Origin of the sequence: Candidatus Regiella insecticola LSR1, from assembly GCF_000143625.1 — a bacterium.
In the GTDB taxonomy this organism is placed as follows: Bacteria; Pseudomonadota; Gammaproteobacteria; order Enterobacterales; family Enterobacteriaceae; genus Regiella; species Regiella insecticola.
This window is the reverse complement of the sequence record NZ_GL379589.1, coordinates 294,221-318,220: the sequence shown is the minus strand read 5'-3', so window position 1 is coordinate 318,220 and position 24,000 is coordinate 294,221. Positions and strand designations below refer to the sequence as shown.

Annotated in this window: 24 protein-coding genes, 1 tRNA gene, 1 rRNA gene and 4 pseudogenes; 14 read left to right on the top strand and 16 right to left on the bottom strand. The window is 45.6% G+C overall.

Annotation, left to right across the window (positions count from 1 at the left end):
• Positions 1-3: 3 nt before the first annotated feature.
• The 9 genes from REG_RS01980 to REG_RS01940 form a co-directional block, all read right to left on the bottom strand.
• A tRNA-Glu gene (locus REG_RS01980) sits at positions 4-79 on the bottom strand.
• A 102-nt stretch (positions 80-181) separates the two neighbouring features.
• A 16S ribosomal RNA gene (locus tag REG_RS01975) occupies positions 182-1,724 on the bottom strand.
• Positions 1,725-2,083: 359 nt separating this feature from the next.
• Entirely contained in the window at positions 2,084-2,617 is a 534-nt protein-coding gene (hemG, locus tag REG_RS01970; RefSeq protein WP_006704256.1) for a menaquinone-dependent protoporphyrinogen IX dehydrogenase, read from the bottom strand.
• A gap of 24 nt (positions 2,618-2,641) precedes the next feature.
• On the bottom strand, positions 2,642-4,093 hold the full coding sequence (gene trkH / locus REG_RS01965) for a Trk system potassium transporter TrkH (RefSeq protein WP_006704255.1): 1,452 nt from the start codon (positions 4,091-4,093) through the stop codon (positions 2,642-2,644).
• Between the two features lie 357 nt (positions 4,094-4,450).
• Positions 4,451-4,948: a ferritin gene (locus tag REG_RS01960; protein ID WP_006704254.1), complete on the bottom strand. Its 498-nt coding sequence runs from the start codon at positions 4,946-4,948 to the stop codon at positions 4,451-4,453.
• A 378-nt stretch (positions 4,949-5,326) separates the two neighbouring features.
• The gene (locus REG_RS01955) at positions 5,327-6,118 is read right to left on the bottom strand and encodes a calcium-binding protein (RefSeq protein WP_039906923.1); all 792 of its coding nucleotides are present in this window, start codon (positions 6,116-6,118) and stop codon (positions 5,327-5,329) included.
• Positions 6,096-6,344: a hypothetical protein gene (locus REG_RS01950; RefSeq protein ID WP_141553594.1), complete on the bottom strand. Its 249-nt coding sequence runs from the start codon at positions 6,342-6,344 to the stop codon at positions 6,096-6,098. The genes REG_RS01955 and REG_RS01950 overlap by 23 nt, the downstream gene beginning before the upstream one ends.
• Before the next feature lie 223 nt (positions 6,345-6,567).
• Positions 6,568-9,078 (bottom strand): FG-GAP-like repeat-containing protein, encoded by a 2,511-nt coding sequence (locus REG_RS01945; RefSeq protein ID WP_039906920.1) that lies wholly within the window; start codon positions 9,076-9,078, stop codon positions 6,568-6,570.
• A complete protein-coding gene (locus REG_RS01940) occupies positions 9,075-9,623 on the bottom strand; it encodes a hypothetical protein (RefSeq protein ID WP_141553593.1) in 549 nt (182 codons plus the stop codon). Before REG_RS01940 ends, REG_RS01945 begins: the two co-directional genes overlap by 4 nt.
• Positions 9,624-9,783: 160 nt before the next feature.
• Between REG_RS01940 and REG_RS11790 the strand changes: the two genes are divergently transcribed.
• The gene (locus REG_RS11790; RefSeq protein ID WP_006704759.1) at positions 9,784-10,077 is read left to right on the top strand and encodes a hypothetical protein; all 294 of its coding nucleotides are present in this window, start codon (positions 9,784-9,786) and stop codon (positions 10,075-10,077) included.
• Entirely contained in the window at positions 10,031-10,618 is a 588-nt protein-coding gene (locus REG_RS01935; protein ID WP_141553592.1) for a helix-turn-helix domain-containing protein, read from the top strand. The genes REG_RS11790 and REG_RS01935 overlap by 47 nt, the downstream gene beginning before the upstream one ends.
• Here REG_RS01935 and REG_RS13000 read toward each other — a convergent pair.
• The 3 genes and pseudogenes from REG_RS13000 to REG_RS13875 all read right to left on the bottom strand — a co-directional run.
• Complete coding sequence (locus REG_RS13000) at positions 10,615-10,785, bottom strand: hypothetical protein (protein ID WP_176603390.1); 171 nt, start codon at positions 10,783-10,785, stop codon at positions 10,615-10,617. The two genes, REG_RS01935 and REG_RS13000, sit on opposite strands and share 4 nt — an antisense overlap.
• A gap of 192 nt (positions 10,786-10,977) precedes the next feature.
• Complete coding sequence (gene trbI / locus REG_RS01930) at positions 10,978-11,403, bottom strand: type-F conjugative transfer system protein TrbI (RefSeq protein WP_006704253.1); 426 nt, start codon at positions 11,401-11,403, stop codon at positions 10,978-10,980.
• Positions 11,385-12,342 (bottom strand): annotated as a pseudogene (locus REG_RS13875) (TraG/VirB4 family ATPase); the annotation flags it as partial. The gene trbI and the pseudogene REG_RS13875, both read right to left, overlap by 19 nt.
• A 4-nt stretch (positions 12,343-12,346) precedes the next feature.
• Here REG_RS13875 and REG_RS13990 point away from each other — a divergent pair.
• The 8 genes and pseudogenes from REG_RS13990 (at position 12,347) to zapB (ending at position 19,546) form a co-directional block, all read left to right on the top strand.
• Positions 12,347-12,559, top strand: coding sequence for a hypothetical protein (locus tag REG_RS13990; protein ID WP_039906915.1), 213 nt, complete (start codon positions 12,347-12,349; stop codon positions 12,557-12,559).
• A gap of 272 nt (positions 12,560-12,831) precedes the next feature.
• On the top strand, positions 12,832-13,476 hold the full coding sequence (locus REG_RS01915; protein ID WP_006704251.1) for a hypothetical protein: 645 nt from the start codon (positions 12,832-12,834) through the stop codon (positions 13,474-13,476).
• A gap of 302 nt (positions 13,477-13,778) precedes the next feature.
• The gene (gene tkt, locus REG_RS01910; RefSeq protein ID WP_006704250.1) at positions 13,779-15,770 is read left to right on the top strand and encodes a transketolase; all 1,992 of its coding nucleotides are present in this window, start codon (positions 13,779-13,781) and stop codon (positions 15,768-15,770) included.
• 307 nt (positions 15,771-16,077) lie between these two features.
• Positions 16,078-16,371, top strand: coding sequence for a hypothetical protein (locus REG_RS11785; protein ID WP_006704759.1), 294 nt, complete (start codon positions 16,078-16,080; stop codon positions 16,369-16,371).
• Entirely contained in the window at positions 16,325-17,389 is a 1,065-nt protein-coding gene (locus REG_RS01905; RefSeq protein ID WP_039906913.1) for an IS3 family transposase, read from the top strand. The genes REG_RS11785 and REG_RS01905 overlap by 47 nt, the downstream gene beginning before the upstream one ends.
• A gap of 37 nt (positions 17,390-17,426) precedes the next feature.
• Positions 17,427-18,422 (top strand): annotated as a pseudogene (bioA, locus tag REG_RS01900) (adenosylmethionine--8-amino-7-oxononanoate transaminase); the annotation flags it as partial.
• A 515-nt stretch (positions 18,423-18,937) separates the two neighbouring features.
• Entirely contained in the window at positions 18,938-19,171 is a 234-nt protein-coding gene (locus REG_RS01895) for a hypothetical protein (protein WP_039907094.1), read from the top strand.
• Between the two features lie 135 nt (positions 19,172-19,306).
• Positions 19,307-19,546, top strand: a complete 240-nt coding sequence (zapB, locus tag REG_RS01890) for a cell division protein ZapB (protein ID WP_039906912.1) — start codon at positions 19,307-19,309, stop codon at positions 19,544-19,546.
• A gap of 204 nt (positions 19,547-19,750) precedes the next feature.
• Here the strand turns inward: zapB and rlmM are convergent, their stop codons facing one another.
• Both rlmM and REG_RS01880 read right to left on the bottom strand, forming a co-directional pair.
• The gene (gene rlmM, locus REG_RS01885) at positions 19,751-20,854 is read right to left on the bottom strand and encodes a 23S rRNA (cytidine(2498)-2'-O)-methyltransferase RlmM (RefSeq protein ID WP_006704245.1); all 1,104 of its coding nucleotides are present in this window, start codon (positions 20,852-20,854) and stop codon (positions 19,751-19,753) included.
• Between the two features lie 233 nt (positions 20,855-21,087).
• Entirely contained in the window at positions 21,088-22,215 is a 1,128-nt protein-coding gene (locus REG_RS01880; protein ID WP_141553591.1) for a hypothetical protein, read from the bottom strand.
• Between the two features lie 180 nt (positions 22,216-22,395).
• Between REG_RS01880 and REG_RS11780 the strand changes: the two genes are divergently transcribed.
• The 4 genes and pseudogenes from REG_RS11780 to REG_RS13660 all read left to right on the top strand — a co-directional run bounded on the left by REG_RS11780 (position 22,396) and on the right by REG_RS13660 (position 23,394).
• Positions 22,396-22,749, top strand: coding sequence for a helix-turn-helix domain-containing protein (locus REG_RS11780; RefSeq protein ID WP_087943353.1), 354 nt, complete (start codon positions 22,396-22,398; stop codon positions 22,747-22,749).
• A pseudogene (locus REG_RS11775) lies at positions 22,643-23,053 on the top strand (transposase); the annotation flags it as partial. The gene REG_RS11780 and the pseudogene REG_RS11775, both read left to right, overlap by 107 nt.
• A pseudogene (locus tag REG_RS14540) lies at positions 23,035-23,142 on the top strand (hypothetical protein); the annotation flags it as partial. The pseudogenes REG_RS11775 and REG_RS14540, both read left to right, overlap by 19 nt.
• A gap of 6 nt (positions 23,143-23,148) precedes the next feature.
• Positions 23,149-23,394, top strand: coding sequence for a hypothetical protein (locus tag REG_RS13660; RefSeq protein ID WP_176603386.1), 246 nt, complete (start codon positions 23,149-23,151; stop codon positions 23,392-23,394).
• Here the strand turns inward: REG_RS13660 and REG_RS01870 are convergent.
• Positions 23,391-23,678: a hypothetical protein gene (locus REG_RS01870; RefSeq protein WP_006704243.1), complete on the bottom strand. Its 288-nt coding sequence runs from the start codon at positions 23,676-23,678 to the stop codon at positions 23,391-23,393. The two genes, REG_RS13660 and REG_RS01870, sit on opposite strands and share 4 nt — an antisense overlap.
• Positions 23,653-23,976, bottom strand: coding sequence for a hypothetical protein (locus REG_RS01865; RefSeq protein WP_006704242.1), 324 nt, complete (start codon positions 23,974-23,976; stop codon positions 23,653-23,655). Before REG_RS01865 ends, REG_RS01870 begins: the two co-directional genes overlap by 26 nt.
• Positions 23,977-24,000 lie beyond the last annotated feature (24 nt).

The window sequence follows — 24,000 nt, the reverse complement described above, 5'->3', positions numbered from 1 at the left end:
AATTGGCGTCCCCTAGGGGGTTCGAACCCCTGTTACCGCCGTGAAAGGGCGGTGTCCTAGGCCTCTAGACGAAGGGGACATGGCTACATCGTTCCTATGAAGAACGCTCTCTCCATAAAAACCACTCGCTACTTTCATCAGACAATCTGTGTGAGCACTCGGCGTAGCCGCCATCTTTTGGTAAGGAGGTGATCCAACCGCAGGTTCCCCTACGGTTACCTTGTTACGACTTCACCCCAGTCATGAACCACAAAGTGGTAAGCGCCCCCCCGAAGGTTAAGCTACCTACTTCTTTTGCCGCCCACTCCCATGGTGTGACGGGCGGTGTGTACAAGGCCCGGGAACGTATTCACCGTAGCATTCTGATCCACGATTACTAGCGATTCCGACTTCATGGAGTCGAGTTGCAGACTCCAATCCGGACTACGACGCACTTTATGAGGTTCGCTTACGTTCGCACGCTCGCCGCTCTTTGTATGCGCCATTGTAGCACGTGTGTAGCCCTACTCGTAAGGGCCATGATGACTTGACGTCATCCCCACCTTCCTCCGGTTTATCACCGGCAGTCTCCTTTGAGTTCCCGCCATCACGCGCTGGCAACAAAGGACAAGGGTTGCGCTCGTTGCGGGACTTAACCCAACATTTCACAACACGAGCTGACGACAGCCATGCAGCACCTGTCTCACGGCTCCCGAAGGCACTTAAGCATCTCTGCTCAATTCCGTGGATGTCAAGAGTAGGTAAGGTTCTTCGCGTTGCATCGAATTAAACCACATGCTCCACCGCTTGTGCGGGCCCCCGTCAATTCATTTGAGTTTTAACCTTGCGGCCGTACTCCCCAGGCGGTCGATTTATCGCGTTAGCTTCGGACGCCATAACACTAGGCCACAACCTCCAAATCGACATCGTTTACAGCGTGGACTACCAGGGTATCTAATCCTGTTTGCTACCCACGCTTTCGCACCTCAGCGTCAGTCCTTGTCCAGGGGGCCGCCTTCGCCACCGGTATTCCTCCAGATCTCTACGCATTTCACCGCTACACCTGGAATTCTACCCCCCTCTACAAAACTCTAGCCCGCCAGTCTCAAATGCCGTTCCCAAGTTAAGCTCGGGGATTTCACATCTGACTTAACTTACCGCCTACATGCCCTTTACGCCCAGTTATTCCGATTAACGCTCGCACCCTCCGTATTACCGCGGCTGCTGGCACGGAGTTAGCCGGTGCTTCTTTTGCGGGTAACGTCAATCGATAAGCATATTACTCTTACCGCCTTCCTCCCCGCTGAAAGTGCTTTACAACCCTAAGGCCTTCTTCACACACGCGGCATGGCTGCATCAGGCTTCCGCCCATTGTGCAATATTCCCCACTGCTGCCTCCCGTAGGAGTCTGGACCGTTTCTCAGTTCCAGTGTGGCTGGTCATCCTCTCAGACCAGCTAGAGATCGTCGCCTAGGTACGCCATTACCGCACCTACTAGCTAATCTCATCTGGGTTCATCTTATGGCGTGAGGCCCTAAAGTCCCCCACTTTGGTCTTGCGACATCATGCGGTATTAGCCACCGTTTCCAATGGTTACCCCCCTCCATAAGCCAGATCCCCAGACTTTACTCACCCGTCCGCCGCTCGCCGGCAGAGTAGCAAGCTACTCCCCGCTGCCGCTCGACTTGCATGTGTTAGGCCTGCCGCCAGCGTTCAATCTGAGCCATGATCAAACTCTTCAATTTATTACTTTTTTAACAACTTCACAGACCCTGCTTTCTATTATGTTTCCATAAAAAAAACAAGTTCCAATCCGCTGTCAGCTTTTATACTGCTTTTACTGCACTCAATATTACAGAGCAGCACAACAGCGCACTCGCCAGTGCCCACACAGATTGTCTGATAAATTGTTAAAGAGATTCTCGTCTAGCCTTACAACGAGAGGGCGCATTCTACCCTTTCTTCTCACAGAGTCAAGGCCTTCTTTTACTAAGCTCCCCTTCTTCTGTGGGGTCGCATTATAGCCCCTTTATTAACGCCCGCAACCTTTAATTTAAGAAAAAAAATTAGATGGTCTTTATTCCATCAATTGAACCTTATTCGCCTATTTTTTAGACGATAAATATAAAAAATCTTGAGCAAAATGACTCACTTGCTGCCAATCTGTGTATTCCACCTCCTTATCGGTCTGTGTCTCACCTCCAGTGATACGCATAATAAATTGTATTATAACGCGATCAAACCAGCTGTACTGTGGATAACGTAATGCTCCAGCAAATACGGCACATAATTTTGGCTGCCAAGGGGTGCGAGACAAAAATTTAGACACATACGTATTTGTTTGTGGTGAACGTTTCTCCAATTTGCGCGCTGTCAAGTTAACAGCAAAGAATGCGCCAGGCAGCTGATCGAGCTGCGCTATGTGGCGCTTGATAAATGTGTTCAGTACAGAGCTAAAGTGCCCATAATGAACCGACGCACCAATCATAATTTGTTGATATTGCGCTAAATCGATTTCAGTCGACGAAGATAACGCTTGCACCTCACAAATAGCCATCTTCGGTAGTTGATTAGCAATATAGGTGGCAATTTTTTGTGTTTGTCTGTCTCGGCTAGCGTAGAGTATTAAGACTTTCATTCTGATGAGCCTTTATTGAAGGGATTATTCACGCCAAAATGTCGGCGTAAATAAAACCAGTAGAGTAAATATTTCCAAACGACCGAATAACATGGTGATCACTAAAATCCACTTTGCAGTATCGTTCATAGAAATAAAATTATCCGCTACAACGCCTAGTCCCGGCCCTAAATTGTTTAGGCTTGCAGTAACAGCGGAAAACGCCGAAAACTCATCCACTCCCGTTGCAATAATAGCTAATACACTAATGATAAAGACTAATGCATACGCGGAGAAAAAACCCCAGACTGCTTCGAGGATCCCTTCTGGTAGCGCACGACGCCCCAATTTTATGGTGTAAACCGCGTTTGGATGAACTAACCGTTTTAATTCTCTCGTTCCCTGTAGGTATAGTAAGATGATACGAATGACTTTCAAACCACCACCGGTTGAACCCGCACAACCACCAATAAAGGCAGAAGAGAGCAATAGCATTGGCAAAAATGATGGCCATTTAGCGAAAGTATCCGTCGTGAAACCTGCCGTAGTGGCCATCGACACAACTTGAAAAAAGGCATGATTCAATGTATCTGAGTGGGATGGATATACATTGTACTGCCACAGCACTGCGGTACAAATAGTCACCAATATCAGTTGTATGAAAATAAAAACCCGAAACTCTAAATCACGCCAATAAGCCTTTAAATTTAAACCACTCAACGCCGCAAAATGTAGACTAAAATTACAAGCGGAAATCAGTAAGAATATTGCAATGATGGTATTGATAGCAGGACTAGCAAAATAACCAATGCTTGCATCATGGTTAGAAAAACCACCAATGGCAATAGTTGAAAAACTGTGGGATATGGCATCAAACACTGACATCCCTGCACACCAGAGGGTAAATGCACAGAGGATGGTCAATAATAGGTAAATTAACCAAAGTGTTTTAGCCGTTTCTGCAATCCTTGGACGCATTTTATTATCTTTCAACGGGCCCGGCATTTCTGCTCGATATAATTGCATGCCTCCCACGCCAAGAATTGGCAAAATAGCGACGGCTAATACAATGATTCCCATTCCACCTAACCATTGCAGCATTTGTCGATAAAATAAAATGGCTTTAGGTAAGGAGTCTAAGCCTGCCAACGTTGTCGCACCGGTCGTTGTCAGTGCAGAAAAAGATTCGAAAAAGGCATCACTGACCGAAAGATTCGGCCGCTCAGAAAATATAAAAGGCAAGGCTCCAACGCTTCCTAATACCGTCCAAAAAAGAATCACAATCAAAAAACCCTCGCGAGATTTCAACTCGTGCTTCTGCGTTTTGTTCGGTAACCAAAGCAATAGTCCAATAATTAAGGCCACGAAAAAAGTTTCGCCGAAGGCACGTCCCGCTCCATCGTGGTAGATCAATGCCACCAAACCAGGAATAAACATAGTTACCGAGAATAAGATAACCAAAAATCCAACAATACGGGCTATAGCACGAAAATGCATACTGACACATTCCTCAATGATTCAAAGGGATGACTATAGATATCCCTTCGTTTACGTCAGCACAAGCACTATGCCGCGAATTCAGGAAAAGGGTTGAAGATGACCGTCCATTCTATCTCTATTTTCGTTTGGTTGACATCCTCCCCGCCATGAAGGCCGTGGTTTTACATCACACCGGATAAATTTATCTTTTATCTTTTGCGTGGAAAGGGAGTTTCTGCATTGACTCACATCTCATTCCTAAGAGCCTATTCAAAATCTTTTGTGCTCGCGGATACTTCGCCAAAAACGCGCTCAAAATGCTCATTTACTGCCTTGTTTTGTACAAAAAACTGCGCTGTTTCAATCCATGCTAACTCAAGAAGGTTTTACATAAGTCTTTGGATTTTGATCTACCTGCAATAGATCAAGGTTGCTCTCACCTATCAATTTAAGTTTGTCGCGAATAGATTTAAATAATTTTTCTTCTTCACGCTGTTCAGCAACATACCATTGTAGAAAATGAAAAGTAGAAGCATCTTTTAAATCCATAGCAATCCACACCAGCTCATTAATTTTTTTCGTGTTGCAACATTCATGCTGATAGGCTTGTTCGAAGATCTCAGCTAAAGATTTAGATTCAACGGGCGCTACAGTAATATCTTTAATCGTAAATGAAACATCGTGATCATTCAGGTAATCAACTAAACGCTGCATATGTTGTATTTCTTCTTGAAAATGTGCCTTCAGAAAGCTAGCGGCACCATCAAATCCTTGGCGACAGCACCAAGCACTCATTTGCAAATAAAGATTAGCCGAGGAAAATTCTAAATTTAATTGCTCCGTAAGTAACTCTTTTATTTTATCTTGCAACATACTAACTCCTGATTATTTTATTAGACTGCTTGCAAAAATTACAGCAAGTGCGAAACCAGAGCACGCATGTATACACAACAGTACATGACGATGCTGAGCACCACGTAACCTACGCATTCGCGCCACGCAGTGGATTATGTAAGCAGTCCATTGAATGGGATAGCATTCATTAAATTTAGTATGTCAGAATAGAAATATCTTAATTCACTTTTATCAAACCGAAAAAAAATGATAACTATTTGTATTTTATGTTTTAAATTTAAAATAATATTTTAAAAATAGAATTATTAACGATAATAATTATTATTACTTGCTGTTAATTACTCCCATCGACAGCAACCTAGGAATATGGCGGGAATTAATTTGCATGGTAATAGTCTAATTTGGCACAGCTACCCACAGCGTATCGATTTGTGTTTGCAGATTGACATGGCTCAATAATAATGAGAAAGCCACCTCGGGATAATAGTTATTTGCCGCAGAAAAAGTAGACATGGCTTCAACCATTGTCTCAATGTTATTGCCTGCTAATTGAAATCCTGAGGCGACTATCGTTTCGATCTTTGATTCAGGCTCAGAGTAATAGTGCTTTATCGTTAACGTATCCCCTGAATTTGCCCCATTGATCAGTACTATCAGATCATCTTCTTGCTTTTCCAACCATAATGTTTCTTTGCTGATATCAGAAAAAGTGAATTTGAGGCTATCACACCCCTCTCTCTCGCTAATGCTGTCATGGCCATCGCCTCTCGCATACAGATAGGTATCATCTCCAGTGCTGCCCACCAGCGTATCGTTTCCCTTACCGCCGCTCAAGGCATAACCCCCGGTGTTGCGAGTCAGATCGATAAAAATGTCATCGCCTTGCAATAAATTTAACTGATTATCTATTAGTTCGTTGCTTAGCATACTTTCGTGATACAGCGTAATAATGTCATCATCGGATGTGACCTTTACTTGCCCCAATGACGGATTACCCGCCTTGTCCAGCACTAACGGTAACCTGGTGTCGTTTCCGTCCTGTAACGCTATATGACGATAACGCACATCCTGCATAAAATTAACAATACGCACAATGGGGTGTAATGCCGGAGCGTCACGATGGCTGAGTACAATATCATTCTTCTTTTTACTTAGGCGGATATCCTTAATTAACAGCGGTAATACCAATGTGTCTTTGAGCTAACTGCTCCAATGAAGTGCTGTCATCATGATTGTTAATAGTGATATAGCGGCCTTTATCGCTGGGCGCTATCACATAGTGATCGGCACCGGCCTTCCCTATCAGAATGTCATTGCCTTGCGTACTTAATAATTGGTTATTTTCATTATCGCCTTCTAATCGATCACTAAACGGGGTTTCTGCCATCATCAGCCGTATGAAGGGCGGTAACACCGTAGTCCTCACCTCATGCCCTTCAATAGTAATATTGACTTTCCCTCGTCTACTCTGATTAGTCAGAGAAATCTGTACCTCTTCTGGCCGTGATCCTTGGATCAGTTTTTGCCAATCTCGATCCCATTCAGGTTTATACTACGCTGTTAGCGTGGAGTTTAATTGTTCGCTACCGTCTGGATCTAACGCCAAGTATTTTGGCCAGCCCGTTATCATCAGCCCGTCACTCACGGGTATATAAAAGATAATTATGTTGCAGTATGGCTTGTGTGTCGGTTAATGGGTTATCGGTGAATGCCATATCAGTGAGGGAGCGGTACATATCGGATAGTCCTAATATGGTGCGAGTACCATTATCGTTGCGCAGTGTGATCAGGATAAACCCTTCTTTTTGCGAGATGGAGATGATTTGCTCAGCGGTGTGATCCAACAAAATATTACTGACTTCTTGTCTATTGGGTGCCTCATACAGGGTCACCATGACATTATCAGCAAGATCATTTTGCAAAATACGATAGCTATCTGTCCCTTCTCCTCCGTGAGCAATCCCTGCCTGTAATATCAGAATGTCATTACCACCTTCACCGTACAGACTATCTTTGCCACCAACACCGTTTAGCAAATTTTTCTCATCATTACCTTGCAGTATGTCATTGGTTTCACTGTGCCCTTGTGCATGTTCAATATGACGTAATATTGCAATGGTTTTTTTTTCATCAAGTGTATAGCTGACGATACCCGTATCAAGATCAATGATATATCCGCCCCCGACCCGCGGCTTAACGGCAGCAATGATGGTATCATTATCGTCATTGTCTTTTAATAAAGACAGGCTATCTCCTCCATCAAGGATACTCGGCCTACTCGGCGCAGAATGCCCCATCAACAAAAAGCGATCGGCATACCACCCGCCAGTAAATGTCTTACTTCCTTCTCCTATTTCAAAGCTGTTTTTTTGATTCTGATGACCGATGACCACATCATTGCCACCGCCCAGCCTAAAATCTGCGATAGTTTCTGATACTGGGGTGGTACCAACAGTATGGGCATTCACTTCGCCGTCTTGATTGAGTGATAATAAGGCTGGCTTACCATCCAAACCCGGAATAATACCGAGAATACAGTGTTTGCCACGTACCGCTAACCGATTAGATCGGTAATTCATGACCTTACCCTTTTCTAGCTTCCTAGTATCATCCACGACGGAACCCAGTTTGTTATCCGACCCTCCGTAAGAGAGGGCGTAACTACCATCATCTTGGATCACAACCAGATCGGCACAACCATCATTATCAATGTCATTAAGCTGGAGCTGTGCTGGATTAAAGTCAGTCAATAGTGCAGTCAATGCGGTATAGGATAGCTGAGATCCCTTTTTAAAAGGCTCGCCATCGAACCAATTTTCGTGATTGCCCAGTAAGGTATGTAAACGCCCGGCCTTGGTCATTGAGACGATATCGTCGCAGCCATCTCCATTGAGATCCCCGGCCAGGTGATAGAGATATTCAGATGCAGAGTACTGATGTAATCGCGATAACGATACCGAAATCCCTGAGTTAAATTCCCCCGCAGGACTGCCATAATTGACGTTAATATCTCCGTGAATAAATGACACCCAATCAACGTAGCCATCACCATTAATATCCGCCAACAGGGGCGGCGCACATGATAAAGCGGGCGCTTTCAGCTGGCCTTGATCTTTTACCTTAACAGGCTGCCGAATAAAATCGCCATTGGCTTGCGCGAACAAAATATCAATATGCTGATCACTGATCAGCACGATATCGTCCAGACCATCACTATTAATATCACCCACTTGATGGTGTGAAAGTATCGGATCGCCTTCTGAAGCATAATTAATCTGCTGGCTATCGTAATATCCCCCTTTTTTGTTGGCCAGTAATAGGTAAAGGGATGAGTGTAAAAAATAGCCGATATCCTGCCAGCCATCACCGTTAAAGTCTCCCATCACCCGGTGATGCGCCTTCGGGTGTAATGTCAAATCAACACTGATCGATTTTTTTTGTTGATCGACAAACTGGCCTACCGGTTGACATTGGCCAGTAAAATAGGTGGGGATCACCTGCCAAGAAAAATTATCGTGGGCAATAACGCTATCATCAGTATTAGTAAGTAGCTTAGCGGTATAGTAGGCGTACTCACTGGGAACGACTGAGGGCGCTTGGAATTCTATCGGTAACAGCCATCTTTTGCGGAATTCAGCCATCTCTAGGGGTAGCATAGTCTGCACATTTTCATTAGGGGTAATATAATCTCGTACCAGGTGCTCTTTGCCTGCACGGTCCTTTACCACTATTTTCCTGTAATAGTGCTCTTGCAGCTCAATCTCACCACGGCTGGTATAAAGGATATCAATCTGACTATTCGACATCAGTATTTTCTGAGTGTGCTCTGCATGTAAGCGATCATATTCTTGGCGAGCCGCTACCACTACCTTATTGGCTGCCGCCTGATTTTCTATTTCAGGACTTATCCCTTGTCCGGTAAAAATGCGCCAACCATTAATCAGTGTCTCCATTGACGTTAAATAAACGTATTGCTGGATATCTTCTATCTCTCGGACAACAGAATAAATTCCCCCACTTAACAGTAATCCTCCCCCCAGGATCAGCCCCATCGGCCCCGCCACAGTGGCAGCGGTGCCACCCAAGGCGAAGGCGATGGCCGTACCGATACTGATCGCTGCGCCCGCCATTGCCAGTGAGCCACTCACGATGAGTCCTGCCGTGCTTTACGATGAGGGGTCGAGCCTAATGCACTGAATGACCGATAAGCATGGTAAATATCAAAACCACTGGATAACCCTCCTAATAGCGGACCACCAAATTTGGCCAACTTCAAGCCAGCCAAGACACCTATTTGTCCAATACGCGAGCCGGGAACCACCACCTTAACCAGATAATTCCCCAATTTATCCAGGCTATATTGGATCGTATCAATCGCGATATTGGAGGAAAAAGAAGCAATAGCCAGCTGTTTTTCAAATTCCAGATCACTTTTTTGTTGTTGGGGAAGGCTATTATTGTTGAGTAGATCACTGTAGTGCTTAAGATCACGCAGCCCACGTAGGTAACCGTACCCCTGCATACCGTTACTCAGGTGCTGACTAAGCCGCGTCACGTGTTGCCAGCGACGTGGCACTTTTTCTAGCGTTGACCACAATTCTGGATTAATTTGATCGCCGTCTACCTGCTGATTAATTTCATTGAGCAGTTGAGCCGCAATGAGCGTTGCCGAGGGATCAGCGCTAGCTACCAACAAGTGTTCAACATTTTCCAGGTCGGTGAATTGGTGTTTCAGAAATTGTACTGCCTGTGTAACGATGATTTTGTTTGCCTGGGTTAAGTAACCCCCAGTGTCAGTCTAGTTGTCGCCTCTAATTTTCGTTAATGGGAACTAATAAAGAGGCGATATAATCATGGAAAAACCGACGTATTCGGAAGAGTTTAAAGAGCAGGCGCTGTGTAAGGTTTATCATCGGAATGGGCGTACAATGAAAGCCATTGCGGATGAACTTAACGTGCCGCCGAGGAAGCTAAGAAGTTGTTTAGCAGAAAGTGAACTCGCCTCTTGGTGCAGGGGGCAGGGTATTTTTGTTCATCACCTGAAGCAATGGCGCGCGGATTTTTGTGACCCGAAGCGAACACAACGCAGTAAGAGGAAAAATGATTATTCCCGAACAGCGCCAGTCTATTATGATGTGGATTACTGAATCAACGCAGGCCGGAGCGCGGCAACAACAGGCTTGTCTCCTGATTGGGCTAAGCACGCGAACCCTACAGCGCTGGCAGAAAGCTATCGAGCAAGTGGATGGCCGAACGCGCCGAACAGCGCCGCCGCCCCACAAACTCTCACCCTGTGAGCGGGCTAAGCTACTGGAAATAACCTCTTCGGCCAAATTTGCTCATTTACCCCCGAGTCAAATTGTGCCGATGTTGGCTGATGAAGGGCTCTATTTCGCCTCCGAATCCACTTTCAAGACGCCCGCGCATGGGTCCGAACACGTGGTGCACTGGTATAATCAAGAGCATCGCCACAGTGCCATTGAATTTGTCACACCTGCACAAAGACATGCAGGCCTTGATAAAGCCCTATTAGCTCAGCGTAACACAGTGTATGAAAAGGCACGCGCTGCAAACCCTACACGCTGGGCAGGTCAAATCCGTCAGTGGCCGTATGTGAAAGAAGTCCATTTAAATCCACAAAAATCCAGAGAAAAAAAGGTGAAACCAGACGCCAAAAAAGCAGCCTAGGATTTTACATCCTGGGCGACAACTACATTGACAATTACCGACAATTCACCACGCTGCTCCATGTCGTGCAGGCGGTTATAAATGGTCATCAGCATGTCAGGCTCCGCTATCGGATATAAATCCCCCCATGCCCCCAGGGGGGGATTCCACTTTGTATTTTTTGTCATCAATAAGATCAATATTTAAGCATTTCGCAGGCGAAATTTTCTCATATGTTTAATTAATATACACAAATTGTGTGTTTTATAATCTAAAATTGATTAATTAATGAGTTGGATCCCGCCCTGCCCATGTCCCCAAATCAACCGCCTGGGCGAGGGGCGAACAAACCAGTGTGATCATAACCAGCCATAACGGCTTCATTCGTCACGACCCGTCCGCATACGGCGAGCAATGTCTTGTTGAACCGCTGCGGTAATATCACGCGCACCACTGACCACAGAAGGCGCTACCAGAATGATCGCTCGCTGTGTTTTTCGATATTCAGCCAGGCTGCTGTCCAGTGCTCGATTGAAACGATTCGCCAATTGCTCCGTTTGCGCCGGTGACAAGCGCGTTTTAGCGCTTTGATCCATAAAGCTATCCACGGTCTCCTTCATATCAAAGGTCACAATGACCGGCGATTGCCACTGAATCAGCAACAGCGCAACAGCCGCATTCAGTGCCATCATGCAGGCAATCACGATAACCACCGGCTTGACACAACGACGACGACGTTTGCTCCACTTTTTATCTACTTTTTTAGGGAGCATCATTTTAATTGGGGTTACGCTATTGTTGACCATAATTCCAGCGCCTCCATTTCCTCAGGGAAGTTACGTTGTGCCAAGGCATAAACTGCGGTGTGGATATCTACCCCTTTGCGGCGTTGATCACGGATAAATTCAAAATCACGCCCATTCGAGCTGAACATAGCGCGACTGAGGGGATCGACAATTAATGCGCAGCATAAAAGCGCTAAACCATTAGTCTTTTGCATCACCAAATCGACTGATAACTAAACGTTCCAGTTCACTGAACTGATCCGGGCGGCTTTGGTTATAGGCTTTGAACTCTGCCGCATCCTGTTTCAGCACTAACTTAAAAGCAGAATTCCCCCACGCGGCTTTAGCCGCCGTAGACGCATCATCGGCATCAAAATCCTTGATGTTCTGGCTGATAGTGATAAATGAACCCAGATGGCGACGCACGGTACGGTAGCCCGTTTCAATAAAGGCGCCGACTTTGGCATTTTTGAAGTTCAGCAGCTTCCAACCTTCATCAATAGTGCAACATTTTTTCTGATCGCGCGGGCTGTGATACATTTTGTCTTCAATATAAATAATCAACGAAAACATCACCGCTGCCAGCAACGCCGGTTTATCCTGCAAACCGCCCAACTCCAGCACCACCATTCTGGCATCACCGCTCAGAGAAGGTTGATCACTGTTAAAATAATCACTGTAAATACCCTGTACACTGTATTTCTCCAACAATTCGATAATTTCGTCCATACGCCCGGTAATACGCTCAGCATTGGCGTAATGGGGCGCATTGCGGGCGGTTTTCAGGTAATCCACCACATCATCAATACGGGCAGTTTGTTGCTTACTGTTCCAGGCGCTCATTACGGCTTTTAGCAATAAATCTTCATGCACTTCATCTAGCGTGCCATTCGGACTGGCTAACACCGCCAATTGATCACGAATACGTTCACCAGACTCACTGATATTGCTGATAGCAGCTAAAGTGAAGCCACAACTGAAGCCGAAGCCGAAAAATATAGAGAGTAAAGTTTCTATTGATGCTCCTATTACAAGGCAGAAAGAACTGCAAAACTTAAAAACCGGTCTCAGATCTATTCCGCAGGAGAATCCTTCCGAGAAAAATCTGAAGCCGAAGGAGCCTTCTCAACTGGAAGAAATGCTAGCAAAACAACGCCAGAAGATAGGAGAACTGTAAAGGATAAAAAATGAAGATTAACCCTTAATCTAAACTACCTTTCATTTTCAAAAAAACAGGCCAAATCCCAGCAAGGGATTTGGCCTTATCATCTTCTACAAAATCCCCGCTCTCCTTTCAAAAAACCTGCAACCAAACATCATGACTCAGATAATTGATTCAGTTTAATAAATGAACGTTTTTTGAAAATATTTTATATAAATTGTCTGTATATTTATCGATACCTGTCAAAAAAAAGACAGATATCTTTAAATTAACCGAGGATTTATTAAATGCCAGGATCAACAGCTGCCACATCAGCTCCCCAAAATATATCACGCGCCTCTAATAATGAAGCGTTGCAATCCAAAAAAACGACCCCAGGAGTTCATCAGATAACGGGAACTGGACAGTCTCCTGCTAAGTCTTTTATAGAGCAAGAAGCAGATTTGGTTAGAGCTCAAATCTACGAAATGGAAGCTTTCCTTATTAAGTTCAGTGGTGAATGGCGTGAAGCTGAAGTGAAGGTTTATGACGAATTACTCACCAAAGGAAAAATAACTCAAAAGAAGCAAAGTGAACTCTATCGTAATGCAGACAGTCGTTCGGCAGAAGCTAAAAAAGAGGCTTTGAACGTAGCTAATAAAGCCGCTAAGGAACCTAATATTAGCTCAAAGTTTACTGAGTTAAAAGAATCCTCTGAATCTAAAGTAATATCTCCACAGGAGAGTTATCAAAACTTTCTTCATCAATTAGTTCAGGCGGGAATAATTACTAAAGAACAATCTCCCGTACTCTTTTCTATGGCTGTAGATGGTAAAGCAGCAGCTCAGAAACCTAGTATTCCAGCTATAACACCTAGCACTCCTCTTTTAAGTAAGGACAATTTATTATCTTTAACCTCAGACCTTCGCAAGGGTCTTGAACCATCTAAGTAAGATAAAAAATAAATTGTTAAAAGCGCTTTTCCTCATGGCGAATGAAAAAGAAGGAATATTCTGAGACCAAGGGGCTGGTGGCTAGATTCAACATACAAAGAGAGTTTAAAAGCTCTCTGGCTTCACTGCCAAAAATACCACTCAGCGGAAATCTCACCGAAAATAAAGCGCCACTCTCCTTTCAAAACCCCACAACCACCCATCACAACATTTTCTGCTGAATTTTAATCATTGCTGTTTTAATCCTCTGTCTGAGAGAATGTTAGACTTGGACGCTTTTTTAATCCCACCAGGAGAAAAACATGACCTCTCGTAAAGAGCTTGCTAACGCTATCCGTGTATTGAGCATTGATGCGGTGCAAAAAGCCAAATCTGGCCACCCCGGCGCCCCGATGGGGATGGCGGACATTGCCGAAGTACTGTGGCGTGATTATATGCAGCATAATCCCTGCAACCCCCATTGGATCAACCGTGACCGTTTTGTACTCTCTAACGGCCATGGCTCGATGTTGATATACAGCCTGCTTCATCTTACCGGTTATCATCTGTCGATGGAGGAGCTGAAAAATTTTCGCCAATTCGATTCCAAAACACCAGGGCATCCTGAATATGGCTACACACCCGGCGTGGAAACCACCACCGGTCCCTTGGGACAAGGTCTGGCAAATGCGGTCGGTTTTGCCATTGCTGAACGCACCTTGGCGGCACAATTTAATCGCCCCGATCACAAAATAGTCGATCATTACAGCTATGTTTTTATCGGCGATGGCTGCCTGATGGAGGGGATTTCTCATGAAGTCTGTTCACTGGCCGGCACTCTGCAATTGGGCAAACTCATCGCTTTTTATGATGATAATGGTATTTCCATTGATGGTGATGTTAAAGGCTGGTTTACTGATGATACCGCCGCGCGTTTTGTCGCCTATGGTTGGCATGTGATAGAGAATATCGATGGTCATGATGCGAAGGCGATTAAAAAAGCGATTGACGAAGCGCGAGTAACGGATAAACCTTCGATACTGATTTGTAAAACCATTATTGGCCAAGGATCACCGAATAAAGCCGGCAGTCATGATGTTCATGGTGCGCCCTTGGGGGATACAGAAATCGCTGCTACCCGCGTCGCACTCAACTGGCACTATCCACCCTTTGACATTCCGCCCGCTGTTTATACCGCTTGGGATGCTAAAGAAACAGGCAAAGAAAAAGAAGCCGCTTGGAACGCAAAATGGGCGGCTTATGCCCAAGCCTATCCTCAATTGGCTACGGAATTCGAACGCCGTGTCCAAGGCCAATTGCCTGATGATTGGGCGATGGAATCTAAAAAATTTATTGAAACGTTGCAAAATACCCCCGCTGATATCGCCAGCCGTAAAGCATCGCAAAATACATTAGAAGCCTTTGGAAAAATACTGCCGGAATTATTGGGTGGCTCCGCGGATCTCACCCCCAGTAATCTGACCAACTGGTCAGGCTCTAAACCTCTGACGGCAAACCACGATGGCAACTACATTCACTACGGTGTACGTGAATTCGGCATGTCCGCTATCATGAATGGTATTGCGTTACACGGCGGTTTTATCCCTTATGGCGCCACTTTTTTGATGTTTGTCGAATATGCACGTAATGCGGTGCGCATGGCGGCGCTGATGAAAATACGCAGTATTTTTGTCTATACCCATGATTCGATTGGGCTGGGTGAAGACGGGCCGACCCATCAACCGGTGGAACAAATCGCCAGTCTACGTTTGACACCTAATCTAAGCACCTGGCGCCCTTGTGATCAGGTCGAATCAGCGGTGGCGTGGCAATGCGCGTTGCAACGCCAAAATGGCCCCAGTGCCCTGCTTTTTTCTCGGCAAAATTTGATACAACAACCGCGAACCGAGCAACAAGTAGAAAATATCAGCAAAGGGGGCTATGTACTGCAAGATTGCCTTGGTCAACCTGTGCTGATTTTGATTGCCACCGGATCAGAAGTTTCACTCGCTATCGATGCCGCTAAACAATTGACCGAAAAAGGCCATCAGGTTCGCGTGGTATCAATGCCCTCGACCGATCTGTTTGATCAGCAAGAAGCGACTTACCGTGAATCGGTATTGCCATCTGCCGTTAGTGCTCGCCTGGCAATAGAAGCGGGCAGTGCTGATTATTGGTATAAATACGTGGGTTTAAAGGGCGCGGTGATCGGCATGAATACTTTTGGCGAATCTGCGCCGGCAGAATTACTGTTTAAAGAATTTGGCTTCACTGTTGAAAATGTAATTGAACAAGCAGAGGCTTTATTGCAGTAGAGGTCTAATAAATATACCCAATGAATTTCGAGTTACGGCAAGGCGGCAATCAATCGAATCCCAGGTGAGTGTCGGTAATTGTCAATGTAGTTGTCGCCCAGGATGTAAAATCCTAGGCTGCTTTTTTGGCGTCTGGTTTCACCTTTTTTTCTCTGGATTTTTGTGGATTTAAATGGACTTCTTTCACATACGGCCACTGACGGATTTGACCTGCCCAGCGTGTAGGGTTTGCAGCGCGCCCCCAGTGTCAGTCTAGTTGTCGCCTCTAATTTTCGTTAATGGGAACTAATAAAGAGGCGATATAATCATGGAAAAACCGACGTATTCGGAAGAGTTTAAAGAGCAGGCGCTGTGTAAGGTTTATCATCGGAATGGGCGTACAATGAAAGCCATTGCGGATGAACTTAACGTGCCGCCGAGGAAGCTAAGAAGTTGTTTAGCAGAAAGTGAACTCGCCTCTTGGTGCAGGGGGCAGGGTATTTTTGTTCATCACCTGAAGCAATGGCGCGCGGATTTTTGTGACCCGAAGCGAACACAACGCAGTAAGAGGAAAAATGATTATTCCCGAACAGCGCCAGTCTATTATGATGTGGATTACTGAAGCAACGCAGGCCGGAGCGCGGCAACAACAGGCTTGTCTCCTGATTGGGCTAAGCACGCGAACCCTACAGCGCTGGCAGAAAGCTATCGAGCAAGTGGATGGCCGAACGCGCCGAACAGCGCCGCCGCCCCACAAACTCTCACCCTGTGAGCGGGCTAAGCTACTGGAAATAACCTCTTCGGCCAAATTTGCTCATTTACCCCCGAGTCAAATTGTGCCGATGTTGGCTGATGAAGGGCTCTATTTCGCCTCCGAATCCACTTTTTATCGCGTATTGCGGGACGCCAGGCAACTGAAGCATCGACGAGCAGAACGCCAGGCAAAACCACGTTTTAAGCTTCGGGCACTCTGTGCCACCGCGCCCAACCAGCTCTACAGTTGGGATATCACTTATCTCCCCAGCCGTATTAAAGGCCAGTATTTTTACCTCTACCTTTTCCTCGATATTTTTAGCCGTAAGATTGTCGGTTGGCAGGTATATGCTGAAGAAAGTGCCCAGCATGCCAGTGATATGATCAAAGATATTTGTCAGCGTGAGGGGATTTTGCCCGGTCAAGTCACCCTACACTCCGACAACGGCAGCCCGATGAAAGGCGCTATCCTGTTGTTTACGCTCGAAACATTGGGAATAGCGACTTCGTTGAGTCGACCCTCCCTGAGCAACGACAATCCCTATTCTGAATCGGCCTTCAAGACGCTAAAATATCGCCCTGAGTACCCGGTTAACCCTTTTGACAACCTTCAAGACGCCCGCGCATGGGTCGAACACGTGGTGCACTGGTATAATCAAGAACATCGCCACAGTGCCATTGAATTTGTCACACCTGCACAAAGACATGCAGGCCTTGATAAAGCCCTATTAGCTCAGCGTAACACAGTGTATGAAAAGGCACGCGCTGCAAACCCTACACGCTGGGCAGGTCAAATCCGTCAGTGGCCGTATGTGAAAGAAGTCCATTTAAATCCACAAAAATCCAGAGAAAAAAAGGTGAAACCAGACGCCAAAAAAGCAGCCTAGGATTTTACATCCTGGGCGACAACTACATTGACAATTACCGCTCGAATGCGTGTTTCTCGCTGATTCAGGATCGATAGCGGTAGAAGTGGCCTTGAAAATGGCGCTGCAATACTGGCAAGCGAAAGGAGAAAAACGCCAGCGAATGTTGGCATTACGCCACAGTTATCATGGGGATACTTTGGCTACCATCTCGGTCTGTGATCCACAAAATGCTATGCATAGCCTTTATCAGGGATATATAACTGAGAATCTGTTTGCGTCGGTACCCCAATGCCAAGTTAATAGCGGCCAAGATGATAAAAAATTATTCGATCATTGGCGTGAAGATGATATCAGTGAATTTCGTACTTTAATTGAACAGCATGCGAGTGAGATCGCTGCTGTGATCTTCGAACCTATTGTGCAAGGGGCAGGTGGCATGCGTTTCTATCACCCTAATTATTTAAAACAGGTTAGAGCGCTTTGTGATAAGTACAATATTTTATTAATTGCCGATGAAATCGCCACCGGTTTTGGCCGTACGGGTCAACTTTTTGCTTGTGATCACGCTCAGATCACTCCCGATATTCTTTGTTTAGGTAAAGCCTTAACCGGAGGATATATGACATTGGCGGCCACACTAACCACGCGTCATATTGCTGAAACAATAAGCAAAGGTGATGCCGGATGTTTTATGCATGGTCCTACCTTTATGGCTAACCCGCTCGCCTGTGCACTAGCGAACGCGAGTCTTGCGTTATTAGAGAAAAACCGCTGGCAAAATCAAGTTAAAGCCATCGAAAAAAAATTATGGCGAGCATTATCACAGCTAAAAGAGAGCCCACAAGTAGCGGATGTTCGGGTATTAAGTGCCATCGGTGTCGTCGAAATGAAACAACAAATCAATGTTGCTCAATTACAACGCCAATTTGTTGAAAAAGGGGTGTGGATCCGCCCCTTTGGAAAACTCATTTATCTCATGCCGCCCTATATTATCCAACCCAAGCAGCTTACACAGTTGACTGATGCTGTCACGGCGATTGTAAATTCATGAGATATACCCATCGCCTTTGAAGCTGCCGCTAGGCGGCCAGGGCGACCGACCGATGAGCATAGACATACCATGAGGCGAGCACCCGCAGCCAACAACGCGGCAGCTTCAAAGGCGAAGGGGATTAAGAGCCTGTTCGCAATCTAATAAAAAAGCGCGGTAGCATATCAGCAAATGTACATTAATTGTGCTAAGATACGCCACAAGTATACAAGGTTGACATCCTCCCCGTCATAAACGGCGAGGATCCCTACCGCGTTCAGACCCGAAGCCTGACTCGCCTCAGTGGGTTCCTGCTTCATCGAGTGCCCTAGCTGCGCCGAGTCTCCACAGGCTTAATATCCCGCATGCCCTGCGGTACTGATTGCCGCCATAGTTATGCCGAAGCTTTCGCTGTTAACCGCGGCATTTTAATACCGGTTAGTTGGAAAAACAGACCCTATATCCCCGCCCTGAAGGACGAGGTTTTACGGCATACAGGATAAAATATGAAAAAAACAGTTATGAAAAAGATTGCCATAAAAAAAGTTTCGATTATCGCACGTTGTTTAGTCAATACTAAAATTTTTACTGATATGTCTGAAGCCGAGTCATCGATAGAAAAAATTTTTAATGATAGTTATTCTGAACATTCATTTGACGAATGGAATACTGAAGTATCAGAATTAAGTGCTAATCGTGTTATCGCGCGTGTCGCCATGGCATCGAAAGTCAGAGTGCGCAGTTTAATTCAAGAGTTGTGGAATCATTAACCATCATGATTTTCAATTTCAACATATTAAAACATCAAATTAACGTTTTCAGTGTAGTGATTTTCTCGGTTGCGCATTAATATGTGACCGGGGAGCAGTCACCGTAATTAATTGGTTATCATAAGGGGACGAACAATGTCATTTGAAGTATTTGAAAAATTGGAAGCAAAAGTTCAACAAGCTATTGATACCATCACCTTATTACAAATGGAAATTGACGAGTTAAAAGAAAAAAATCAGGGACTATTTCAAAAAGGGCAAGAAGATACCAATACTATTGAAATATTGCAGCGTGAAAATGAGCAATTAAAACAAGAACAAAGTGTCTGGAAAGAGCATTTAGAAAAAATATTAGGTAAAATGGACGAGGTCTAAGAGATTATTCAAAATCTTTTTAAGCATGAAAAAAGGATCAAAACAACGCCGTTGTTTTTTTACAAAAACAAGGACGTGAATAAGCATTCTAGCTTTATTTGATCCAGTATTAACGAGCAATAAAAAATTTTCTAACAGATTTAAAAAAACCAGAGCTACTGAAACTACAGCGCCCCGGAATAGTGCGGCGCGTTCTTCCCTGCATTAGTCTCTTTCGTTACGACGCCCCGGCATTTCAGGCCAGATACGACGGACGTGGATCGTAACCTCCTCACGATCATGATAAAGTTGCTTCGCTCGAATCGTAGCATTAGTTCCCTGTATGCCGAGCTGCCCTTCTAACCGCGCTAAATTTTTGCACACTTCTTCGTAACGTTTTTTCATTGGTAATTTAAGATTGAAAATCGCTTCACGGCACCACCCTTTGATTAGCCATTTGCTAATCAATTGCGTCACTTTCGCCGGTTTTTCCACCATATCACAGACCAACCAATAAATTTTGTTACTGGTCGGTTCATATTTAAAACCATCAGCACGAACATGAGCCACCTGGCCTCCATCGATTAACCGCTGATCTATCATGCCATTGTCAATAGCTTGTACCCTCATACTCCGCTGTACTAACTGATAAGTCCAGCCGCCAGGACAAGCGCCGAGATCAACCGCATGCATACCGCTAGCCAGGCGGTCTTCCCACTCATCAATGGGGATAAAAACATGAAAAGCCTCTTCCAATTTTAATGTTGAGCGGCTAGGAGCATCAGCAGGCAATTTGAGGCGAGGGATCCCCATATAAAAAGGTGAATTATTATTGCTGTAAGAGTAACCGACATAACAACAACCTGGAGCAATAAAAAACACATGGATGACAGGTTGAGAAGGCGCATAGTTCGTCAACAATATTTTGTGTTCACGCAAACATTTACGCAATGGTACGGTCAGTTTACGACAAAATTTCAGCAACTCTTTGCTCTTATTCGTATCAGCGACCTCTACCCTTAATTCGCCGCCATTTTCGATGACACCGATTAGCATACCAACAATCGATGATATTCGATCATGTGACGGTAAATGACGTAGTAATTCTCCAACAACCATCATCTGGCGAGCAAAAATAAGCTCGCAAAAAGGTAACTCCTTAATCAAGCGATCTGCATCATCAGGCTGGTAACATTCAAATAATACATAACCACTTTTTTCTTTTACTCGCGCAAAACCAAATACATCGTACTCAGCCGCTTTAGCGCTTATTTCTGCCGCACATTCTTTTTCAAAACCTGCGCGGCAATATAGAGCAATTTTATTCATCGTGTTTAACTGTTTAGTCCCAGCATCGGGTGGATTGGACGCAGAGTATATAGTAGAGCGCTGTATATGCCTACTCTGGCTGCCCTTTCTGACTATGGCACTGTTAACAAAGCGTAAGATTTTGACTGAGAAAAAGCGGGAAGGTTAAGCTTGACCCGTTAGGGCAATCGCGCAATGTCACCTTAAAATAGGTGCTCTGCCGATTGCCCTAACGGGAAAGAAATGCATATCTATTAATTTTGCATTTGTATTCTGATGCTCTTAGCAGGTATACCGCCGAGGCTAGCCGCGGAAGGGTCAATCCTTACTAATAACGCGGGAATAGCGGGGTCAGGAGATGAATGCCTTGAGGATGTAAACCCTGACATCGCTTCAAGCAATAGACTGGAAGCCCGAGCCGCCTCCTGATGAACGGGTTTAGCCTCTTCCCCCAGTCCATAGAACAAGAGCTGATGTTTTGCTGTGACTTGCAGTTCATCAATGACGCCGTTTTTATCCTGTAACCAAAGATGGCGGTTGTTTTTATGTTGCATAAATCGCTTGATACGAACCGTCGGATGCGAGTGAGGGTCACTGGCGTGAGTCAGCACTACATCCAGCCCCTGTTGTGCTATCCGCATATCTTCGAAATCCCAAGGCAGCATCAGGATATCTTGGGCGATCTCTCCATCGTTTTCACTGCCATCATCTTGGTTATCAATCTCGACCTCACGGGCGCCTGCATGCACTTGATAGCGATCAGCGCCGCCTTTTCCTTTTAGGCTATCCTTACTATGGCGGTGCCATAAGCGATTATTCTCCTCATCCCCCGGCAGTAGCGTGGTTGACAAGGTGTTATTTCTTTTATCGCCTTGCATCTGGGTGCTAAATTTCGTTCCGACCTGCGCCAGTTGTAAAAAGTGAGGTACCAAGGTCGGGTTATTGTTTTCATGACGACTGACCGGTTTCCCTTTGATGGTGACCTTAACTTGTTTTTCACCGTCACGACTGGGGGTAATGAATTTAACCTGGATATCTTCGGGTCGTGCCGTGCTCAGAAACGCTCGCCGGCTTTGGTCACTGTCGGGCAGATAGTGCGCCACTAACGGGGTCAGGGATGGCCACTGCCCGTCGACCGCTCGATTTACCGTTTGCGGCCACCCGGTGATGCGTAAGCCATCCCGGGTATAGAGCACATAAGAGTGTTGCAGACTTTTTTTCTGACCGTCGGCATGCAGACGGTACATGTTTTCTAACCTCAGCTCTGTACGTGCCCCGTTATCGCCGCGCAGTTCTAGATACACATCTTCGCCTGACAGCTGCACACTGGCGATATCGATGGCGTCATAATCCAGTAGCACTTTACTGTATTCTTGCGGCACCGCGTGCTCCTTTAACACTATTTTTGCCGCGACAGCGCTCTGATTGCGCAGAATGTTATAGGTGTCTGTGCCTTTCCCGCCAGCGGCATACCCGCGCCCTAAGCCGAGGGTGTTGTTACCTTCATCGCCGCTCAATACCACATTAACTTCAGTCTGTCCGTCCCCCAGTGTCAGTCTATTATGATGTGGATTACTGAATCAACGCAGGCCGGAGCGCGGCAACAACAGGCTTGTCTCCTGATTGGGCTAAGCACGCGAACCCTACAGCGCTGGCAGAAAGCTATCGAGCAAGTGGATGGCCGAACGCGCCGAACAGCGCCGCCGCCCCACAAACTCTCACCCTGTGAGCGGGCTAAGCTACTGGAAATAACCTCTTCGGCCAAATTTGCTCATTTACCCCCGAGTCAAATTGTGCCGATGTTGGCTGATGAAGGGCTCTATTTCGCCTCCGAATCCACTTTTTATCGCGTATTGCGGGACGGCCAGGCAACTGAAGCATCGACGAGCAGAACGCCAGGCAAAACCACGTTTTAAGCCTCGGGCACTCTGTGCCACCGCGCCCAACCAGCTCTACAGTTGGGATATCACTTATCTCCCCAGCCGTATTAAAGGCCAGTATTTTTACCTCTACCTTTTCCTCGATATTTTTAGCCGTAAGATTGTCGGTTGGCAGGTATATGCTGAAGAAAGTGCCCAACATGCCAGTGATATGATCAAAGATATTTGTCAGCGTGAGGGGATTTTGCCCGGTCAAGTCACCCTACACTCCGACAACGGCAGCCCGATGAAAGGCGCTATCCTGTTGTTTACGCTCGAAACATTGGGAATAGCGACTTCGTTGAGTCGACCCTCCCTGAGCAACGATATCGCCCTGAGTACCCGGTTAACCCTTTTGACAACCTTCAAGACGCCCGCGCATGGGTCGAACACGTGGTGCACTGGTATAATCAAGAGCATCGCCACAGTGCCATTGAATTTGTCACACCTGCACAAAGACATGCAGGCCTTGATAAAGCCCTATTAGCTCAGCGTAACACAGTGTATGAAAAGGCACGCGCTGCAAACCCTACACGCTGGGCAGGTCAAATCCGTCAGTGGCCGTATGTGAAAGAAGTCCATTTAAATCCACAAAAATCCAGAGAAAAAAAGGTGAAACCAGACGCCAAAAAAGCAGCCTAGGATTTTACATCCTGGGCGACAACTACATTGACAATTACCGACAAGGAAGACGTCCAGGAGGAATTGAACCTTGAGCTGTGTGAGCTGTTTTGTCCGCCGGAATAATTAATGTCATTATTAATGATCAGCCCCGCCGCAGTATCGGTGGGAACATCAAAATAACGGCTTTTTATTTTTTCTTTGTCATAGTTATTGCTATAAAGTTTTAATGCCGAGGCATCCAAACTGTATTCTGCCGCCATTAAACCCAACGGATGATTATTTTGTTTTTTTGCCCAAAACAATACCTTGAGTTAATTGTTTTTCCCAACGGCGTATTTCTTCTTTTTGATAATGAGTGGTATCGAAATTAGTTACCCGCATTAAGGTCACCTGACCTTGTTCGGTCATGGTGATATCCCCTTCAAATAATAACTTGTCATTTAAATAAACCAGCACCGGAATTTCGGAATGATAAAAGTAATTTTTAAAATCATCCGGCATTGCCTGTGAATCAGTCATTAATGCTAATGGGCTGTCAGTATGATTACTGGCCCCAGCAAATAGGGGTAAAAGTAATATAAAGAGTGTCGTTAAACGCATAGTTTTTATTTTTTATTAAGGCCC

What these genes read in the sequence shown, in the direction of transcription:
- zapB (WP_039906912.1), top strand. Translation starts at nt 19,307, where the DNA reads ATGTCATTTGAAGTATTTGAAAAATTGGAAGCAAAAGTTCAACAAGCT.
- REG_RS01865 (WP_006704242.1), bottom strand. Translation starts at nt 23,976, where the DNA reads ATGCGTTTAACGACACTCTTTATATTACTTTTACCCCTATTTGCTGGG.
- REG_RS13000 (WP_176603390.1), bottom strand. Translation starts at nt 10,785, where the DNA reads ATGACAAAAAATACAAAGTGGAATCCCCCCCTGGGGGCATGGGGGGAT.
- REG_RS01935 (WP_141553592.1), top strand. Translation starts at nt 10,031, where the DNA reads ATGATTATTCCCGAACAGCGCCAGTCTATTATGATGTGGATTACTGAA.
- REG_RS01905 (WP_039906913.1), top strand. Translation starts at nt 16,325, where the DNA reads ATGATTATTCCCGAACAGCGCCAGTCTATTATGATGTGGATTACTGAA.
- trbI (WP_006704253.1), bottom strand. Translation starts at nt 11,403, where the DNA reads ATGGTCAACAATAGCGTAACCCCAATTAAAATGATGCTCCCTAAAAAA.
- REG_RS11790 (WP_006704759.1), top strand. Translation starts at nt 9,784, where the DNA reads ATGGAAAAACCGACGTATTCGGAAGAGTTTAAAGAGCAGGCGCTGTGT.
- REG_RS11780 (WP_087943353.1), top strand. Translation starts at nt 22,396, where the DNA reads ATGATGTGGATTACTGAATCAACGCAGGCCGGAGCGCGGCAACAACAG.
- rlmM (WP_006704245.1), bottom strand. Translation starts at nt 20,854, where the DNA reads ATGAATAAAATTGCTCTATATTGCCGCGCAGGTTTTGAAAAAGAATGT.
- hemG (WP_006704256.1), bottom strand. Translation starts at nt 2,617, where the DNA reads ATGAAAGTCTTAATACTCTACGCTAGCCGAGACAGACAAACACAAAAA.
- REG_RS01960 (WP_006704254.1), bottom strand. Translation starts at nt 4,948, where the DNA reads ATGTTGCAAGATAAAATAAAAGAGTTACTTACGGAGCAATTAAATTTA.
- REG_RS11785 (WP_006704759.1), top strand. Translation starts at nt 16,078, where the DNA reads ATGGAAAAACCGACGTATTCGGAAGAGTTTAAAGAGCAGGCGCTGTGT.
- tkt (WP_006704250.1), top strand. Translation starts at nt 13,779, where the DNA reads ATGACCTCTCGTAAAGAGCTTGCTAACGCTATCCGTGTATTGAGCATT.
- REG_RS01915 (WP_006704251.1), top strand. Translation starts at nt 12,832, where the DNA reads ATGCCAGGATCAACAGCTGCCACATCAGCTCCCCAAAATATATCACGC.
- trkH (WP_006704255.1), bottom strand. Translation starts at nt 4,093, where the DNA reads ATGCATTTTCGTGCTATAGCCCGTATTGTTGGATTTTTGGTTATCTTA.